Genomic DNA, 14,516 nt, shown 5'->3' with positions numbered 1-14,516 from the left:
GGAATTCGGTGTCGGCCGGGGGTGACGGGTTTCGTCCTGCGGGACGGGAGGGCGTCAGTGCCCGGGGCTCGGCACGCCACGACCGTCGGTGCTATCCACCGATTTTCTGCATCCACAGAGTTATCCACAGGGGCGGTTCTCGACCTGGGGACAAGTCGACACTCCAATGCGACATGGTCGACATATCGCTCCAGTTGCCCCAGATGCATCCACAGGCCGGAAGATCACCCGAGCCGTCCCGTGTTGCCTCAATTCCGTTGATCAACTCTTCAAAAGGGGGAATTCCCACCCGAACGAGCGTCTGAAGTGGGTTTGAACGGGAAATCCGCGAGCCATGGCGCAGCTTTCGGAATGACCTCCTCCGGCGTCCACAGATCTTCTTCACAGCCTGTGGATAACTTTGAGAAGCCTGGGAACCTGTGGACAAGCAACGACCAACTGCCCTTCCAGGCAAGGGTGATACGTCAAGACGAGTGAAGCCTTCTGCCCCATTTAGGGGAGTAGGCTCTTTTTATTGACGGTCGGGATCGACTTCGGCCGCACAATCTCCCCCAGCATTACCAATTCAGGCAATTAGGGCAAAGTGACACGCTCGGCAATATCGGTTCGAGCTGTGCAAGTACAGGCCGGTAGCCTGGAGGGGTGATTGACCTTCGCCTGCTCCGTGAGGACCCCGACCGTGTTCGCGCCTCCCAGCGCGCCCGTGGAGAGGACGTCGAACTCGTCGACGCTCTTCTCTCCGCCGACGAGCGGCGCAGGTCGTCCGGTGTCCGCTTCGACGAACTCCGCTCCGAGCAGAAAGCGCTCGGCAAACTCATCCCCAAGGCCTCGCCCGACGAGCGCGCCGAGCTGCTCAAGAAGGCCGAGCAGCTGAAGGCCGACGTCAAGGCCGCCGACGCGGCGCAGGACGAGGCCGACGCCGAGGCCAAGAGCCTCATGCTCCAGATCGGCAACATCGTCCACGAGGACGTACCGGTCGGCGGCGAGGAAGACTTCGTCGTACTGGAGACGCACGGCACGATCCGTGACTTCGGCGCCGAGGGCTTCGAGCCCAAGGACCACCTGGAGCTCGGCGAGAAGCTCGGCGCCATCGACATGGAGCGCGGCGCCAAGGTCTCGGGTTCGCGCTTCTACTACCTGACGGGTGTCGGCGCACTGCTGGAGCTCGCCCTCGTCAACGCGGCGATCGCGCAGGCCACCGAGGCCGGCTTCATCCCGATGCTGACGCCGGCGCTGGTCCGTCCGCGCGCCATGGAAGGCACCGGATTCCTCGGTCAGGCCGCGGAGAACGTGTACCACCTGGAGAAGGACGACTACTACCTGGTCGGCACCTCCGAGGTCCCGCTCGCCGCGTACCACATGGACGAGATCATCGACGCCGAGAAGCTGCCGCTGCGCTACGCGGGCTTCTCGCCGTGCTACCGCCGCGAGGCCGGTACGTACGGCAAGGACACCCGGGGCATCTTCCGGGTGCACCAGTTCGACAAGGTCGAGATGTTCTCGTACGTCGACCCGGCGGACGCCGAGGCGGAGCACCGCAGGCTCCTCGACTGGGAGAAGCAGTGGCTCACCGCTCTTGAGCTGCCCTTCCAGGTGATCGACGTCGCCACCGGCGACCTGGGCGCCTCGGCCTCCCGGAAGTTCGACTGCGAGGCGTGGATCCCGACGCAGGGCAAGTACCGCGAGCTGACGTCCGCGTCGAACTGCAACGGCTTCCAGGCCCGCCGCCTGTCCGTCCGGATGCGCGACACCCGTGACGGCAAGAAGGTCCTCCAGCCGCTGTCCACGCTGAACGGCACGCTCTGCGCCGTACCGCGCACGATCGTGGCGATCCTGGAGAACCACCAGCTGCCCGACGGTTCGGTGCGGGTGCCCGAGGTGCTCCGGCCGTATCTGGGCGGGCGCGAGGTTCTGGAGCCGGTCGCCAAGTGACCTTTCCGTACAAGCTCGTCGCGACCGATCTCGACGGCACGCTGCTGCGTGACGACGACACGGTCTCCGGGCGCACCCGTGAGGCACTGGCCGCGGTCACCGCGGCCGGTGCCGCGCACATCATCGTCACCGGCCGCGCGGTCCCCTGGACCCGCCACATCCTGGACGACCTGGGTTACGAAGGGCTCGCCGTCTGCGGCCAGGGCGCGCAGGTCTACCACGCGGGCGAGCACAAACTGCTGACCTCGCTGACGCTGGACCGGCAGCTCGCCGGACTCGCGCTGTCCAAGGTCGAGGCCGAGGTCGGTCCGCTGGCCCTGGCGGCGAGCCGTGACGGGCTCGACGGCGAGGTGATGGTCGGCCCCGGTTACCGGGTACAGGAAGGTCCGCTTCCGGCGGTCTTCGTGAAGGACCCGGCCGAGCTGTGGTCCGCGCCCCTGAACAAGGTCTACATACAGCATCCGGACCTGGCCGACGACGCCCTGGCGACGGCCGCGCGCGCGGCCGTCGGCAATCTCGTGGACGTGGTCATGGCCGGTCCCGGAGTGGTGGAGATCCTGCCGCTGGGGCTGAGCAAGGCGACCGGCCTCTCGCTGGCCGCGCGCCGGCTGGGCGTGAAGGCCGCGGACACCCTGGCCTTCGGCGACATGCCCAACGACATACCGATGTTCGCCTGGGCCCGGCGGGGCGTGGCGATGGCCAACGCGCACGCGGACCTGAAGGCCGTGGCGCAGGAGATCACCACGTCCAACGAGGACGACGGCATCGCCGTGGTCCTGGAGCGGCTGCTCCGGTCGTAGGGGCGCGGGCGCAGGGTCACGTACGGGTGCGTGGCTCTGCTGCGGCGGAGGATGCGCGGATCGAACGCGCGCGGGGTTCACGGCCCCGACGACGGCTTAGCAAGCCGCTGCCTTACCACTCGGCCAATCCTCCGGGAGGGCGGCCGGCGCGATGCGCGCACGGTGCCGCCCCGGGCGTTCGTCCCGAGCCTCACCGTGCTCAGTCGTCGGTGAGTGACTGCTCCGGTGCCGGCTGGGGTCCGCCCTGCGGGGAACTCGACGGACTCGGACTCCCGGTCATCGTCGCGCTCCTATCCCGGCCTGTGGTTACGTGTCGGCGTGTGCCGTGCGTTTTGGCCTGTGCCGTTTGTTTCGGCGCGTGCCGTGTCAACCACTGTGCCGGGGACGGCCCTTCGACGCCACACGTTATCCGGGCGGGGCCGAAGGGCCGCGAACTCCTGCCGGATCAGCGCTGCTTGTTGTTGCGGCGGCTCAGATCCTTCAGGTCGCGGGCGAGTTCATCCATCCTGCCGTCGATACGAACGATGTCCTAGGACATGTGGCCCAGCCGCACGCTCATGGAGCCGACGACCTGACGGGTGACGTCCAGCCTCCGGTCGGGACTGCCGAGCCGGTGCGACATCCGGTTGAGGACGGGCCCGAGCTCCTGTAGCGCGCTGCCGACTCCGGCCAGGCAGCTCTCCACCCGGGTGACGCGGTGTTCGAGCGAGGCGTAGCCCGCGCGCAGGTCCTGCTCGGCGTCGAGAAGGTAGGTACGTACGCAGCGGGCGATGTCGCTGTCGCGAAGAAGCATCGCGACGTCGAGGACGGTCCGGTCCTGCGGGTGTGGACCCTGAGCCGGGCCGCTGCCTGTGGAAAACTTTCCGGTGCCTCCCCCGCCCATAGCGACAACATGTCGCAATGGAAGGAGCGCAGTTCAGCGCCGCGCAGCACGCGCATCCCGTTCTCCATCAGCTCGTCCTGATGGCGGTCGGTGAGCCTTCTGACGGCGGTTGTGGATACTTCGAAGTACCGAGCCACATCCTCTGTGCGAAGGTGAATTCCGTCCGGGAGCATGACAAGGCTCTTACCTTGTCGAGGACATCGACGCGCTCCATCTGCTCCACGCGCAGCGCACGCGATTCGAGCAGGGCGACTTCTGTGGGCATGGGCATGCCTTCCGGTCATGGGACGACGGTTCGTGCACCGTCGGCGGGCAGCCCTGTCCCGGGCCTGAGGGGCGGAGGACGCTCACGGTTGCCACTCACTCAATGACCGACCCGGCGGGCTCTGCCTCGCCGGCACCGGCATTCCCTTCTTTCACGAAAGCCACGACGCCACGGATTCCAGTTGCCTCCACGCAGCCTGCCCAACGAACCGATAACCGTACAGTTACCCGTATGACTGTCCGAAATGCGTCAACCCCCGCCCGGAAGGCGAGGGTTGACGGGGCGGGCAGGGCGAGTCACTCCTCGCCGGCCAGCTTCAGCGTGCGCAGTTTCTGGCCCGCGTACCAGGTGGCCACCACCGTGACCGCCGCCAGCAGGACCGTCGCGGTCGTCAGTCCGACGTCGGAGGTGATCGCGCCCGAGCCGCCGACCTTCTCGGCGACCGCGAGGGACCACTGCTGGACGCTGAGCGTGCGCGCTCCCGGCACCAGCGAGCCGAACAGGGCCTCCCACACCAGCGCGTAGACGAGGCCGAAGACGACCGCGTGCCGACTGACGGTGCCCAGCAGCAGGAACAGCGCGCTGTACGCGATCGAGGCGACCAGTGCCGCGATGGTGTAGGCCACCGCGATCTGCTGGCCGTTGCCGTTGAGGACCAGGCCCGCGATCAGCGTGGGCAGCGCGGAGAAGACCATCGTCACGGCGATGGCCACGATCAGCTTGGTGAAGATGATCGTCGGTCGCTTCACCGGCTTGGACAGCAGGTAGACGATGGATCCGTCGTCGATCTCGGGACCGATGGCCCCGGTTCCGGCGATCACACCGATCAGCGGCACCATCGTGGCGATGGCGAAGCCGCTCAGCACGTCCGAGGCCACCTGGTCATCGGACCCGGCGAACATCCGTACCGCGACGGCGATGACCACCAGCAGTACCGGCAGGACGAACAGGATGGCGGCCCGGCGCCGGCCGAGCAGGGCCCGGTAGGTGAGCCGGGCGACTGTGGGGTCGTACATGACGATTCACAGCTCCTTTCAGGCCACTACTCAGGCCGCTACGAGATAGGAAAAGACCGATTCGAGGGACTCGTCGGACGGCGAAACGGTCAGCAGACGAATTCCGTGCTCACGCGCGACCCTGGGCAGCAGCTCGGTGAAGCGTCCGAAGTCGACCGCCTGGATGAGCAGCGCCTGCTCCCCCCGGTCCACCTCGATGCCGGCCGTCGACGGGTCGGCGATCAGCGCGGCGGCGAGGGCGCGGTCGTCGCTGGAACGTACGAGATAGCGGTGCGGGCGGTCCGTCATCAGCCGACGGATCTTGCGGAAGTCGCCGGAGGCCGCGTGCCGTCCGGCCACGATCACCTCGATGTGGGAGGCGAGCTGCTCGACCTCTTCGAGGATGTGGGAGGAGAAGAGCACCGTACGGCCCTGTGCCCCCATCTGCCGCAGCAGTTCCATCAGCTGCATCCGCTGGCGCGGGTCCATGCCGTTGAACGGCTCGTCGAGCAGCAGCGCCGAGGGCTCGTGGACCAGGGCGGACGCCATCTTCACGCGCTGGCGCATGCCCTTGCTGTACGTCGAGATCTTGCGGTCCTGCGCGTACTCCATCTCGACCGTGGCCAGCGCCCGCTGCGCCTCCGCGTCGCCGAGTCCCTGGAGTTCCGCGTTGGCGACGACGAACTCTCGGCCGGTCAGGAAGTCGTACATGGCTTCCCGCTCCGGCACGATCCCGATCTCCCGGTACACGGCCTCGTTCCGCCAGATCGGCCTGCCGTCCAGCGTGACCGTGCCCGTCGACGGGGCGAGAAAACCGGCCATCATGTTGATCAGCGTGGACTTCCCCGCGCCATTGGGCCCGAGCAGCCCGGTGACGCCCGGTCCCACCGTCATGCTCACGTCGTTGACGGCGACCACATTGCCGAACCAGCGCGAGGTGTGTTCGATCTCGATGGTGGTCACAGCCCGACCCTCCGGTAGCGGCGCATCAGTACGGCGTACGAGCCGGCGACGAGCGCGAGAACAACGATCAGATAGACCACGCCGGCCCCGGTTCCCGGGGCCGACCCGCCGGGGAAGGCCGAGCTGGCCCCGAGGAACGCGCTCTGCACGCCGCCGATCAGCGTGATGGGGGAGAACAGCCCCAGCCACTCGACGGCCCCTTCGGAGCCCGTCTGCCAGGCGATGGCCTGGACCGTGGAGACCGCGCCGTAGGTGATGGTCAGCACGGCGATCACCGCGGCGACGCCGAAGCCGCGGCGCGGTGTCAGCGCGGCCATCACCAGGCCCAGCGCGGAGAAGAGCACGGAGAGCAGTGCCACCGAGACCAGCCCCTGTCCGAATCCCTTGGTCTGGTCGGCGAAGTCGAACTTCCCGAGGAGCGCGCCCACATAGAGGATGAGCAGCGGCGTGCCGGTGAGGATGAGGAGCGCGGAGGCCATGGCGGCCAGCTTGGCCACGACGTAGTCGACCCGTTCGATCGGCCGCGAGAAGTACAGCGGCACGCTCTTGAAGCGCAGGTCCCTGGAGACCGACTGCGGTGCCTGTGCGGCGAGGAAGAGGCCGATCACGGCCTGGAGATAGATCGCGAACGCGGTGTACTTGATCGGCAGGGCCGTCGCCGCGGGGTTGGCGATGGCGACGGCGACGATGATCGCCGCGATCAGGCACATCACGCCGAAGAGCAGCATCGGCAGCACCTTGGACTTGGCGGAACGGCCGAGTCCGAAAGCCCCTCGCAGGGACTGCGAGTAGAGGGATCGCCGCGCATAGCCACGGCCCAGCCGCGGGCCGTCGTAGGAGCGGTATCCGATGTTGTGGATGCGGGAGGTGTCGCTCCCGGCCACGGTCCCGGTCTCAGTGCTCATCGCGACCGCTCCCCTTCTGCTGTGCGGCGGGCTGCTGTACGGCGTTCCGCTCCGCGGCGTGCGGTGCGGGCCCCGTGGCCTCGGACGCCCCCTCGGTACGGAAGACCTCGGCGATGTGGTGGCGCCGCTGCTCCATCCGTACGAGGCCGAGTCCGAGCCCGGCGACGCTGTCGCGCACGATGTCGTACGTCTCCTCGCCGACCGCCTCGACCAGCAGGATGTGGCCCGCGCCGGGCAGCCCCTGCGCGTCGAGGCCGTCCTGGCCGATGAACTTCACGCCGGCCCGGGTGAGGACCTGGCGGAGCGCGTCGGTGCCGTCCGGGTGGGTGTCGCTGTCGGTGACCTCGACCGCGAGGGTCGCGGTGGTCTGGGTGAAGTCGCTGGTGGAGCTGGAGCGCAGCAGCGTGCCGCCGTCGATGACGACGACGTGGTCGCAGGTGCGTTCCAGCTCGCCCAGGAGGTGCGAAGTGACCAGGACCGAGATGCCGAAGTCGGTGTGGACGCGGCGGATCAGTCCGAGCATCTCGTCGCGGCCGACCGGGTCGAGGCCGTTGGTCGGCTCGTCGAGCAGGACCAGCTGCGGGTCGTGGACCAGCGCCTGCGCCAGCTTCACCCGCTGCTTCATGCCGGTCGAGTAGCCGCCGATGGGGCGGTAGCGCTCCTCGTACAGGCCCACGTGCCGGAGCGTGTCGGCGGTGCGCTCACGCGCTGCCGTCGGCGGCAGTCCGGACATACGTGCCATGTGGACGACGAACTCGGTGGCCGAGACGTCCGGTGGCAGGCAGTCGTGCTCGGGCATGTAGCCGACCCGTTCCCGGATGGCGGCGCCACTGGTGGCGACGTCGAGCCCGAGCACCGCGGCCCGGCCTTCGGTGGCGGGGGACAGACCCAGCAGGATCTTGATCAATGTGGACTTGCCGGCTCCGTTGGAACCCACCAGGCCGGTCACACCGGGGCCGATGTCCAAGGAGAGCCGGTCAAGCGCGGTCACCCGGGGGAACCGCTTGCTCAGGCTTTCGGTCGCGATCACAGTCACAGTCCGAAGGTAGTGGCGCGGGCCACATCAGTCGTCAGCCCTGGCGGCTGGATCGGCCTCCGACTCCAGATGTACGGACCCGTAGGGGGCCACCGCGAAGGATGAGTGGCCTGCCGGAGGGCGGCCCGGCCCAGGGCCTTCCGTTCGGATCGGGCCGGATCAGGGAGCGGGATCCGGTGCCGTGAATCGCAAGGCGGAGGAGGGAGTCGGATGAGGTCTCCCCCGGTCGAGCGGGGCCGAGAGCTCGGGGAAGGAGCCCTGGCGACCGACGACAACGCCGCGAAACGCGGCGCCGGGGCACGCCAGCCCGGCCTGATCCAAACGAAAGGCCCTGGTTGTCCACAGGTCTCCGCACACCCCTTGACGTAGTCGCCGGACATTGTCACATTCATCAGTGTCACGTTACGGGCACGTACCGCACACGGCAGGGAACGGACGGTGGCATGACCTCGGCAGTGAAGGACGAAAAGGCCCCGGAGCTGCAGGGGTTCAGAGAAGTCCAGAGCCTCGCGTACGCCTGCGCGGAGGCGGTCGCGGGCCGGCTCAAGCCGGGAGTGACCGAGCGAGAGGCGGCCCGCATGCAGCGCGACTGGCTGCGTGAGCGCGGGGTGCGGGACTGGTTCCACCTCCCCTTCGCCTGGTTCGGGGACCGCACGGCGTTCGCCGGCTTCAAGGTGCCCCTGCAGTTCTTCCCGACCAACCGGAAGCTGGAGCCGGGGATGCCGTTCATCCTGGACATGGCCCCGGTGTACAAGGGCTTCACGGCCGACATCGGCTACTCCGGCTGTCTCGGGCTCAACCCCCTGCACGACAAGCTGCTGGCCGATCTGGAGGCCCACCGCGAGCTGATACTGCGCGAGGTGCGCGAGCGTCGCTCACTGCGGGAGATATACGAGAACGTCGAACGCCTGATGATCAAGCAGGGGTACGCCAACCGGCATCGGGCCTACCCCTTCGGCGTCATAGCCCACAAGGTCGACCGCGTCGCCGAGCGCCGCTGGTCCCCGCATGTGTTCGGCTTCGGCACCCAGTCCCTCAAGGGGCTGATGAGCGACGCGCTGCACGGGCACCGGGACGGCTGGTCGCCGCTGTGGAGCCCTTACCGCTTCTCCGACCACTCGCCGCAGCCGGGTCTGTGGGCGGTGGAGCCGCATCTCGGATTCCGCGGCACGGGCGCCAAGTTCGAGGAGATCCTGGTGGTCACCGACTCCAAGGACCCCGAGCAGAGCGCCTTCTGGCTGGACGACGATCTGCCGCACGTGCGGCGCTGGGCCGAGGAAAGGGTGGCGGCATGAGTCTGCGAGACCTGCCGGGAGTGCGCGAGCGCCGGGTGCGTACGGGCGGAATCGAGCTGTGCGTCGCCGAGTTGGGCGACGCGGAACAGCCCACGGTCGTCCTGGTGCACGGCTACCCGGACAGCAAGGAAGTCTGGACGGAGGTGGCGAAGCAGCTCGCCGACCGGTGGCATGTCGTCCTGTACGACGTGCGCGGTCACGGCCGGTCCACAGCCCCGAAGCCGCTGCGCGGCGGCTTCACCCTGGAGAAGCTCACCGACGACTTCCTGGCCGTCGCCGATGCGGTGAGCCCCGACCGGCCGGTGCATCTGGTCGGGCACGACTGGGGGTCCGTCCAGGCCTGGGAGTTCGCCACGGTCAAGCGGACCGAGGGCCGGATCGCCTCGTTCACCTCGATGTCCGGCCCCTCCCTGGACCACTTCGGGCACTGGATCAAGCAGCGGATGGCCCGGCCCACCCCGCGCCGGGTCGGCCAGCTGCTCGGCCAGGGCGCCAAGTCCTGGTACGTCTACATGCTGCATACGCCGGTCCTGCCGGAGCTCGCCTGGCGCGGCCCGCTCGGCAAGCGGTGGCCGCGGATGCTCGAACGGCTGGAGAAGGTCCCGGCGGGCGACTACCCGACGTCCTCGCTGCCCGACGACGCGGCGCACGGCGCCTGGCTCTACCGCGACAACGTCCGCGCCCGGCTGAGCCGGCCGCGCACCGACGCCTACGCACATGTGCCGGTCCAGCTGATCACCCCGACCGGCGACATCTTCCTGTCGGAGAAGCTGTACGACCAACTGGAGCTTTGGGCACCCCAGTTGGTACGCCGCACTCTCGACGGCAAACACTGGGTGCCGCGCACCAGGCCGGACCAGCTCGCCTCCTGGATCAGTGAGTTCGTCGCCGCCAACGAGGCCGCCAAGGAGGATGGCCGTCCGGTGCAGGACACCGCGCCGACCGGGGTCTACGCGGACAGGTTCGGTGGCCGGCTGGTACTCGTGACGGGCGCGGCCGGCGGCATCGGTCGGGCCACCGCCTTCGCGTTCGCCGAGGCGGGCGCCCGGGTGGTGGCCGTGGACCGGGACGCGGAGGGCGCGGCCAGGACGGCCGAGATGGCCCGGCTCATAGGCGCTCCGGCCGCCTGGGGCGAGGCGGTCGACGTCAGCGACGAGCAGGCGATGGAGAAGCTCGCCGAGAAGGTCGCCGCCGAGTACGGAATCGTCGACGTCCTGGTCAACAACGCCGGGATCGGCCTGTCCGGCTCCTTCCTGGACACCACGAGCGAGGACTGGAAGAACGTCCTCGACGTCAATCTGTGGGGCGTCATCCACGGCTGCCGGATCTTCGGCAGGCAGATGGCCGAGCGCGGCCAGGGCGGCCACATCGTCAACACGGCCTCCGCCGCCGCCTATCAGCCGTCCCGGGCGCTGCCCGCGTACAGCACCTCCAAGGCGGCCGTGCTGATGCTCAGCGAATGCCTGCGGGCCGAGTTCGCCGATCGGTCGATCGGGGTCAGCGCCATCTGTCCCGGCATCGTCAACACCAACATCACCGCGACGACGCACTTCGCCGGTGCCGACGCCACGGAGGAGAAGCGCCTGCGGAAGCGGACCAGCCGGCTGTACGGGCTCCGCAACTACCCGCCGGAGCGGGTGGCCGACGCGATCCTCAAGGCGGTGGCGCGCAACCAGGCCGTCGTGCCGGTGACCCCGGAGGCCCGCGGCGCCCGCATCCTGTCCCGGTTCAGCCCCGGCGCGCTGCGCGGGATCGCCCGGCTGAAGCCGCCGCTGTGAGCGGCCCCGGGCAGTCGCCGGCGGCGGACCGGAAGCCCGCCGCCGAGTACCGGATCGAGGACCTGGCGCACGCGAGCGGGGCCACGGTCCGCACGATCCGCGCCTACCAGGACCGCGGTCTGCTGCCGACACCGGAGCGGCGCGGCCGGGCCAATGTGTACCGGGACACCCATCTCGCCCGGCTCCGGCAGATCGCCGATCTGCTGGACCGCGGTTACACGCTGGCCAGCATCAAGGAGCTCCTGGACGCCTGGGACACCGGCCGCGGTCTGGGCGGGGTGCTCGGGCTCGTGGCCGAGGTGCACGGTCCCTGGACGGACGAACGGGCCGACCGGATCACCCGGGACGAGCTGAACCGCAAGTTCGGCGGCACCCCGCACGACGAGGCGGTCGCCGAAGCGGTGGATCTCGGCGTGCTCGAACCGATCCCGGGCAGGGACGACGAGTTCCTGGTGCCGAGCCCACAAGAGCTGGCCGTGGCAGTGGAGTTGTACGCGGCCGGTGTGCCGCTCGGCGCGATCTCCCACCATCTGAGGGAACTTCGCGGCCGGGTCGAGCAGATCGCCTCGCGCTTCCTGGAGTTCACCACAGAGCACGTCTTCGCCCGCTATCTCGGCCACCGGCCGCCGACCGACGCGGACGCCGCCGAGGCGGCCGCGATGGTGCGCAGGCTTCGCCCGCTCGCCCAGCAGACGGTCGATGCCGAACTCGCCCGTGCGATGCGGACGTTCGCGACCCGTCATCTGCATCATCACCTCGGCGCGGACACGCCGCTCGGGTCGGATTCCCTCGCCCTCGCGACCGGCCGGGTGGACCTCCCGGCCGGCACAATCCGGGCGGTGCAGCAGCTGGTTGGACAGGAGAACGTCTCCGCCTTCGTCACGGCATCCACAGAACGCGAGGTGCAATCAAGAACATTGGACGCACTTGCTCCACCTACCCTCAAAGCAGAGCAAATTGACCAAAGCGGTTGATTTCTCTTTGACTTGTCCACAGAATCGCCAAATAGCCTGTGGATAACTCAAGTTGACTGTGGATCAAACCTGTGGACGAAAAATTCTTCAGCACGTCCGAGAATTGCTTCAGCACATCGTGGGCGAAACCGGGATGCACTGACGAGACCATCGGCGGCACCCTGGTGGTATGGATGAAAGACGCACCGTAAAGGTGTCCAAGTACCTCTCGAAACACCTGCGCCACCAGCCGGAACGGATCGGCATCACGCTCGACGCGAACGGCTGGGTGCCGATCGACACGTTGTTGCGCGCCATGGCCCGCAACAACGTCCCCCTCACCCGGGCCGAGCTGGACCATGTCGTCGCCGTCAACGACAAGCAGCGCTTCGCCGTCGAGAACGACCGGATCCGCGCGAGCCAGGGCCATACCGTCCCGGTGGATCTCGACCTGCCGCCGGCCGAACCGCCCGCGTACCTCTACCACGGCACGGTGGGCCACGCGCTGGACTCGATCCGGAGCGAGGGTCTGCGGCCCATGAACCGCACGCACGTCCATCTCTCGCCCGACCGCGAGACGGCGACCGGAGTCGGTGCCCGGCGGGGCCGGCCCGTCGTCCTGTCCGTGGACGCGGGCGCGATGCACCGCGCGGGCCACACCTTCCACGTCAGCGCCAACGGCGTCTGGCTCACCGCTTCCGTACCGCCCGAGTTCCTGCGCTTCCGCGGCTGACCGGCGACTCGGCCGCCCGGCAGCACCATGGGACCGTCCGCACGGAACGGGATCGTCCGCTCCTGGCCCCGTATGGTCGTAGCCATGCGTCTGAGCACTGTGATTCTGCCGATCCACCGCTGGAGCGAGGGGCGGAAGGTCTGGCAGCGCGCCGAGGAGCTCGGCTTCCAGGCCGCCTACACCTACGACCACCTGGCCTGGCGGAGCTTCCGCGACGGCCCCTGGTTCGGCGCGGTCCCGACCCTGACCGCCGCGGCCACCGCCACCGACCGCCTCCGCCTGGGCACCCTCGTCACCTCCCCCAACTTCCGGCACCCCGTCACCCTCGCCAAGGACCTCATCACCCTCGACGACGTCTCCGGCGGGCGCATCACCCTCGGCATCGGCGCCGGCGGCGACGGCTTCGACGCCACGACACTGCGCCGGAGCGACGAGGAGCCGTGGACGCCGCGCGAACGGGCCGACCACTTCGAGGAGTTCGTACCGCTGCTCGACCAGCTGCTGCGTGAGCCCTCGGTGACATACGAGGGCACGTTCTACTCGGCGAACGAGGCGCGGAACATCCCCGGCTGTGTGCAGCGGCCCCGGCTGCCGTTCGCGGTTGCCGCCACCGGCCCGCGCGGGATGAGGCTCGCCGCCCGGTACGGGCAGGCCTGGGTCACCACGGGCGACCCGAAGCTGTACGGGACGGGCACCCCGGAGCAGTCCGTGGAGGCCATCCGCGGGCAGCTCACCAAGGTGAGCGCCGCCTGCGAGGCCATCGGCCGGGATGCCGCCGAGCTGGACAAGGTCCTTCTGACCGGGTTCACGCCGGGCGACCCGCTCCAGTCCCTCGACGCCTTCGTGGACTTCGCGGGCACCCACTTCGAGCTCGGCATCACCGAGATCGTCATCCACGATCCGATCCCCGATTCCGACTTCGCGGCGGACGAGAAGGTCTTCGAGCGCATCGCCACCGAGGCCCTGGACCAGCTCGGCCGCTGATCCATCACCACCGGAACCGGTGGCATATGCACCGGGCATGTTCACCTGGTCAGGGGCGCGCATCCTCAGATGTGCGCCCCTCCGCACGACCGTGCACCCTCGTACGCGAGAATGGACGGGTGACCTCAGCTACCGACTCGCCTCCGCCTGCCGCTGTCCGGCTGATCGCCACCGACCTGGACGGCACCCTGCTCCGCGACGACAAGACGGTCTCCGACCGCACCGTCGCCGCACTGGCCGCCGCCGAGGAGGCCGGTATCGAGGTCTTCTTCGTCACCGGACGCCCGGCCCGCTGGATGGATGTCGTCAGCGACCATGTGCACGGCCACGGCCTGGCGATCTGCGCCAACGGCGCGGCGGTCGCCGATCTGCACGCCGGCGGCGAGCTGGTCAAGGTCCGGCCGCTGGAGCGCGCCATCGCTCTCGATGTCGTCCACTCCGTGCGCGCCGCCGCCCCCGGCACCACCTTCGCCGTCGAGCTGGCCACCGGCATCCACTACGAACCGGACTACCCGCCGTTCCACCTGGACTCGGGCGCCACGGTCGCCGTCGCCGAGAAGCTGCTGCACGAGGAGTCGCCCGGCACCGGTGTCCCCGTGCTGAAGCTCCTCGCGCACCACGCCGAGCTGACCCCGGACGACTTCCTCGCCCTGGCCCGTACGACGGCCGGCAACCGGGCCTCCTTCACCCGGTCCAGCCCCACGGCCCTGCTGGAGATCAGCGGCCCGGGGGTCTCCAAGGCCAGCACGCTGGAACTCTGCTGCGCCGAGCGCGGCATCTCGCCCGCCGAGGTCGTCGCCTTCGGAGACATGCCCAACGACGTGGAGATGCTGAGCTGGGCGGGCACCTCCTACGCGATGGGCAACGCCCACCCGGCCGCACTCGCCGCCGCCTCCGGCCGGACCACCACCAACGGCGAGGACGGTGTCGCGGTCGTCATCGAGCAGCTGATCGCCGAGCGCCGGACCTCCGCCGCCGGGCACTGAGCCCCGAG

12 protein-coding genes, 1 tRNA gene and 1 pseudogene are annotated in these 14,516 nt (G+C 69.0%); 8 read left to right on the top strand and 6 right to left on the bottom strand.

The window, feature by feature from the left end:
- Window positions 1-642 precede the first annotated feature (642 nt).
- Together serS and ACFVH0_RS29765 are read left to right on the top strand one after the other, a co-directional pair.
- On the top strand, window positions 643-1,932 hold the full coding sequence (gene serS / locus ACFVH0_RS29770) for a serine--tRNA ligase (protein ID WP_385825166.1): 1,290 nt from the start codon (window positions 643-645) through the stop codon (window positions 1,930-1,932).
- Window positions 1,929-2,732, top strand: coding sequence for an HAD family hydrolase (locus ACFVH0_RS29765; RefSeq protein ID WP_385825164.1), 804 nt, complete (start codon window positions 1,929-1,931; stop codon window positions 2,730-2,732). Before serS ends, ACFVH0_RS29765 begins: the two co-directional genes overlap by 4 nt.
- Before the next feature lie 45 nt (window positions 2,733-2,777).
- Here ACFVH0_RS29765 and ACFVH0_RS29760 read toward each other — a convergent pair.
- The 6 genes and pseudogenes from ACFVH0_RS29760 to ACFVH0_RS29735 all read right to left on the bottom strand — a co-directional run bounded on the left by ACFVH0_RS29760 (window position 2,778) and on the right by ACFVH0_RS29735 (window position 7,734).
- Window positions 2,778-2,865, bottom strand: a tRNA-Ser gene (locus ACFVH0_RS29760).
- A gap of 312 nt (window positions 2,866-3,177) precedes the next feature.
- Window positions 3,178-3,880: pseudogene (locus tag ACFVH0_RS29755) on the bottom strand (hypothetical protein).
- A 296-nt stretch (window positions 3,881-4,176) separates the two neighbouring features.
- Window positions 4,177-4,896 (bottom strand): ABC transporter permease, encoded by a 720-nt coding sequence (locus ACFVH0_RS29750; protein WP_385825162.1) that lies wholly within the window; start codon window positions 4,894-4,896, stop codon window positions 4,177-4,179.
- 30 nt (window positions 4,897-4,926) lie between these two features.
- Entirely contained in the window at window positions 4,927-5,838 is a 912-nt protein-coding gene (locus ACFVH0_RS29745) for an ABC transporter ATP-binding protein (RefSeq protein WP_385825160.1), read from the bottom strand.
- Window positions 5,835-6,743: an ABC transporter permease gene (locus tag ACFVH0_RS29740; protein WP_385825158.1), complete on the bottom strand. Its 909-nt coding sequence runs from the start codon at window positions 6,741-6,743 to the stop codon at window positions 5,835-5,837. Before ACFVH0_RS29740 ends, ACFVH0_RS29745 begins: the two co-directional genes overlap by 4 nt.
- Window positions 6,733-7,734 (bottom strand): ABC transporter ATP-binding protein, encoded by a 1,002-nt coding sequence (locus tag ACFVH0_RS29735; protein WP_385825208.1) that lies wholly within the window; start codon window positions 7,732-7,734, stop codon window positions 6,733-6,735. Before ACFVH0_RS29735 ends, ACFVH0_RS29740 begins: the two co-directional genes overlap by 11 nt.
- Window positions 7,735-8,222: 488 nt before the next feature.
- On the opposite strand from ACFVH0_RS29735, the gene ACFVH0_RS29730 reads away from it, so the two are divergent.
- The 6 genes from ACFVH0_RS29730 to ACFVH0_RS29705 all read left to right on the top strand — a co-directional run bounded on the left by ACFVH0_RS29730 (window position 8,223) and on the right by ACFVH0_RS29705 (window position 14,508).
- Window positions 8,223-9,074 (top strand): M24 family metallopeptidase, encoded by an 852-nt coding sequence (locus ACFVH0_RS29730; protein WP_385825156.1) that lies wholly within the window; start codon window positions 8,223-8,225, stop codon window positions 9,072-9,074.
- Window positions 9,071-10,852: an SDR family oxidoreductase gene (locus ACFVH0_RS29725; protein ID WP_385825154.1), complete on the top strand. Its 1,782-nt coding sequence runs from the start codon at window positions 9,071-9,073 to the stop codon at window positions 10,850-10,852. The genes ACFVH0_RS29730 and ACFVH0_RS29725 overlap by 4 nt, the downstream gene beginning before the upstream one ends.
- A complete protein-coding gene (locus ACFVH0_RS29720) occupies window positions 10,849-11,826 on the top strand; it encodes a MerR family transcriptional regulator (protein WP_385825151.1) in 978 nt (325 codons plus the stop codon). The genes ACFVH0_RS29725 and ACFVH0_RS29720 overlap by 4 nt, the downstream gene beginning before the upstream one ends.
- 169 nt (window positions 11,827-11,995) lie before the next feature.
- Entirely contained in the window at window positions 11,996-12,538 is a 543-nt protein-coding gene (locus ACFVH0_RS29715) for an RNA 2'-phosphotransferase (protein WP_385825149.1), read from the top strand.
- A 72-nt stretch (window positions 12,539-12,610) separates the two neighbouring features.
- Window positions 12,611-13,522, top strand: a complete 912-nt coding sequence (locus ACFVH0_RS29710) for an LLM class flavin-dependent oxidoreductase (RefSeq protein ID WP_385825206.1) — start codon at window positions 12,611-12,613, stop codon at window positions 13,520-13,522.
- Between the two features lie 119 nt (window positions 13,523-13,641).
- Entirely contained in the window at window positions 13,642-14,508 is an 867-nt protein-coding gene (locus tag ACFVH0_RS29705) for a Cof-type HAD-IIB family hydrolase (RefSeq protein WP_385825147.1), read from the top strand.
- The last annotated feature ends 8 nt before the right edge of the window (window positions 14,509-14,516 follow it).

The sequence above is a fragment of the Streptomyces sp. NPDC127117 genome (assembly GCF_042677325.1).
In the GTDB taxonomy this organism is placed as follows: Bacteria; Actinomycetota; Actinomycetes; order Streptomycetales; family Streptomycetaceae; genus Streptomyces.
The sequence above is the reverse complement of the archived record's forward strand: the minus strand, read 5'-3'. Positions and strand labels throughout refer to the sequence as shown.

Bases quoted from the DNA above. Each gene is read 5' to 3' on its own strand.
- ACFVH0_RS29750 (WP_385825162.1), bottom strand. From the start codon at position 4,896: ATGTACGACCCCACAGTCGCCCGGCTCACCTACCGGGCCCTGCTCGGC.
- ACFVH0_RS29740 (WP_385825158.1), bottom strand. From the start codon at position 6,743: ATGAGCACTGAGACCGGGACCGTGGCCGGGAGCGACACCTCCCGCATC.
- ACFVH0_RS29730 (WP_385825156.1), top strand. From the start codon at position 8,223: ATGACCTCGGCAGTGAAGGACGAAAAGGCCCCGGAGCTGCAGGGGTTC.
- ACFVH0_RS29725 (WP_385825154.1), top strand. From the start codon at position 9,071: ATGAGTCTGCGAGACCTGCCGGGAGTGCGCGAGCGCCGGGTGCGTACG.
- ACFVH0_RS29715 (WP_385825149.1), top strand. From the start codon at position 11,996: ATGGATGAAAGACGCACCGTAAAGGTGTCCAAGTACCTCTCGAAACAC.
- ACFVH0_RS29710 (WP_385825206.1), top strand. From the start codon at position 12,611: ATGGTCGTAGCCATGCGTCTGAGCACTGTGATTCTGCCGATCCACCGC.